This is a genomic window from Mesorhizobium sp. M4A.F.Ca.ET.090.04.2.1 (genome assembly GCF_003999085.1).
In the GTDB taxonomy this organism is placed as follows: domain Bacteria; phylum Pseudomonadota; class Alphaproteobacteria; order Rhizobiales; family Rhizobiaceae; genus Mesorhizobium.
Genome location: NZ_RZOT01000693.1, coordinates 1 through 2,505, shown reverse-complemented (window position 1 = coordinate 2,505; position 2,505 = coordinate 1). Strand labels below are relative to the sequence as shown.

Below are 2,505 nucleotides of genomic sequence, written 5' to 3'. Positions count from 1 at the left end.
CGCCGTCAGCGTGCGCGGTATCTCGCGCATCACCTCTTCCGGCGTGCTCAGTTCCTTGAGGTCGGTGACCCGAAGGTCGTCTGTGGTGGTCAACACGGCTTTCTGCTCCTGGTTAGGAGACCTGCCGGCTGAAACAAAAAAGCCGCCAGGTCTGGCGGCTTGTCGGACTGTTTTGCTGCAATCTTCAGATCGAGCGCAATCCTCCCGCCGCCAGCGAGCTACCGTAGCTAAAGTACCAAAACGAGGCGGTCAGGTGGATCATGCGGCTCATATAGTCGAAGCCGAAGCGTTTGTCACGTGTCGTGTTGTAGCGGGCCAATTGGCGAAACCATTGATGACGGCGCCCCTCTCCCCGTCACTATACGGAGAGAGGATGCCGGAAGGCAGGTGAGGGGCGGCGCCTACGGCAGAAAGACAAGGCCAGGCGGAGATATCGGCCTTCAACCTGAGTTTGGACCCATAGCTGTCAAAGTCGGCGCTGCCCCTCATTGCCCTGCCGGGCATTTCTCCCCGTATAGTGACGAAAGGGCTGGCCGCAGCGCCGGCCCTTACTCGCCGATCACGCCGGCGACGTTCTGGTCATAGTCGACCAGCGAGCCGGTCATGACGCCGGCCTGCGGGCTCAGCATATAGGTGATCAGCCGGGCAAGCTGCGCGGGCTTGACCAATTGGCCCATCGGCTGCGCGGCCTCGGCCTTTTCCAGCCAGTCGTCCGGCGCGTCGTGCCACTTCTTCTGCACGATCGCCTCGCCCTCTGTGTCCATCCAGCCGGGCAGCACGGCGTTGCAGCGGATGCGGTTCCTCCGATAGGAGCTGGCGACATTCTTGGTCAGCGTCATCAGCGCGCCCTTGCTGGTCGAATAGGGCGTCAGGAAGGACTGTCCGGCATGCGCCGACATCGACAGCACGTTGACGATCGAGCCCGGCGCCTTACGCGCCAGAAGATGCGCGACCAGGCCCTGCATCAGGAAGAAGGGGCCGCGTACATTGGTGTCGAAAATCTGGTCGAAGACGTCCTCTGTCGTTTCGATAAGCGAGCCGCGCGCCGAGGTGGCGGCGGCGTTGACCAGCGCGTTCAGCGTGCCGAAATGCGCGATCGCCGTGTCGACAGCGCGCTTGCAGTCGGCGACCCTGGCGACGTCGGCGCTGATGAAGATGGCGTCGACGCCGCCCTTCTTCAGCGCCGCGACGGCCTTGTCGCCCTTCTCCTGCGAGCGGCCGACCAGCGCCAGCGCGCGGCAGCCCTCGTCGGCCAGCGCCTCGGCGACGGCGAAGCCGATACCTTGCGCGCCGCCGGTGACGATGGCGCGCGTTTCCGAATTGCGACCGGCCAAACCGCTCATCGCTGTTCTCCTGTGTTCGAATTCAAAAAGCTCAGTCGACGCGAACAGTCTTGCCGGTCTTCGCCGACTTCAGCGCGGCGTCCGCAAGCTTCAGCGCCACAAGGCCGTCCGTTCCGCTTGGCGCCGCCTTCTTGCCCTTGGTTGCCGCGCCGATGAAGGCGGCGATCTCGTTGGCGTAGGCGTCGAGGTAGCGGGTCATGAAGAAGTCGTGCAGCGGCGGGCGGGTGTAGCCCTTGTCGTTGGCGAGCTCGATCGACACCGGCCGCTGGTTCTCGGCGGCGACCATGCCCTTCGAGCCGTGCACCTCGATGCGCTGGTCGTAGCCATAGGTGGCGCGACGCGAGTTGGAGATGACGGCCTGCTTGCCCGACGCGGTTTCCAGGATGACGCTGACCGAGTCGAAATCGCCGGCCTCGCCGATCTTCTTGTCGACCAGCACCGAGGCATGGGCGCTGACCGCCACCGGCTCCTCGCCGAGCAGGAAGCGCGCCATGTCGAAATCGTGGATGGTCATATCGCGGAAGATGCCGCCCGAGCGGGCGATGTACTCGAGCGGCGGCGCGCCCGGATCGCGCGAGGTGATGGTGACCATCTCGACCGCGCCAATGGCGCCGTCATCGATCGCCTTGCGCACGGCGGCGAAATGCGGGTCGAAGCGGCGGTTGAAGCCTACCATCAGCGTGGCGCCGGCCTTCTCGACCACGGCCAGGCATTTTTCCACGCGCTTGAAGTCGAGGTCGATCGGCTTCTCGCAGAAGATCGCCTTGCCGGCCTTGGCAAAGCGCTCGATGAGGTCGGCATGGGTGTCGGTGGGCGTGCAGATGATGACGGCGTCGATGTCCTTGGCCTTCTCGATGGCCTCGATGCTGCGCACTTCGGCGCCATAGGCCGAGGCCAGATCGCTCGCCGCCTTCTCGAAAGCATCGGCAACGGCAACCAGTTTTGCGTCGGGATTGGAGCCGACGGCGCGGGCATGGACCTTGCCGATGCGGCCGGCGCCGAGAAGAGCGAAGCGGATAGTCATGAATTGTCCTTTGAGGTGGTTCTAAAACATGTCCGCGCCTCTAGGCGCGGACGATCTGGTTGGTCCCGTCGTGACGCCCGTCAGGCCGCCTGGAGCTCCGCCTGCCCGGTCTTGGCGCCGGTGATGTAGGCGACGATG

3 protein-coding genes are annotated in these 2,505 nt (G+C 64.6%); all 3 read right to left on the bottom strand.

Annotation, left to right across the window (positions count from 1 at the left end; translation table 11 throughout):
* Positions 1-184: 184 nt before the first annotated feature.
* Entirely contained in the window at positions 185-319 is a 135-nt protein-coding gene (locus EN781_RS35890; RefSeq protein WP_281033003.1) for a hypothetical protein, read from the bottom strand.
* A gap of 229 nt (positions 320-548) precedes the next feature.
* Positions 549-1,343 carry an SDR family oxidoreductase gene (locus EN781_RS30495; RefSeq protein WP_126057086.1) on the bottom strand — a complete coding sequence of 265 codons (795 nt, stop codon included), beginning with the start codon at positions 1,341-1,343 and terminating at the stop codon, positions 549-551.
* 31 nt (positions 1,344-1,374) lie between these two features.
* The gene (iolG, locus tag EN781_RS30490) at positions 1,375-2,367 is read right to left on the bottom strand and encodes an inositol 2-dehydrogenase (RefSeq protein ID WP_126057087.1); all 993 of its coding nucleotides are present in this window, start codon (positions 2,365-2,367) and stop codon (positions 1,375-1,377) included.
* Positions 2,368-2,505: the final 138 nt, after the last annotated feature.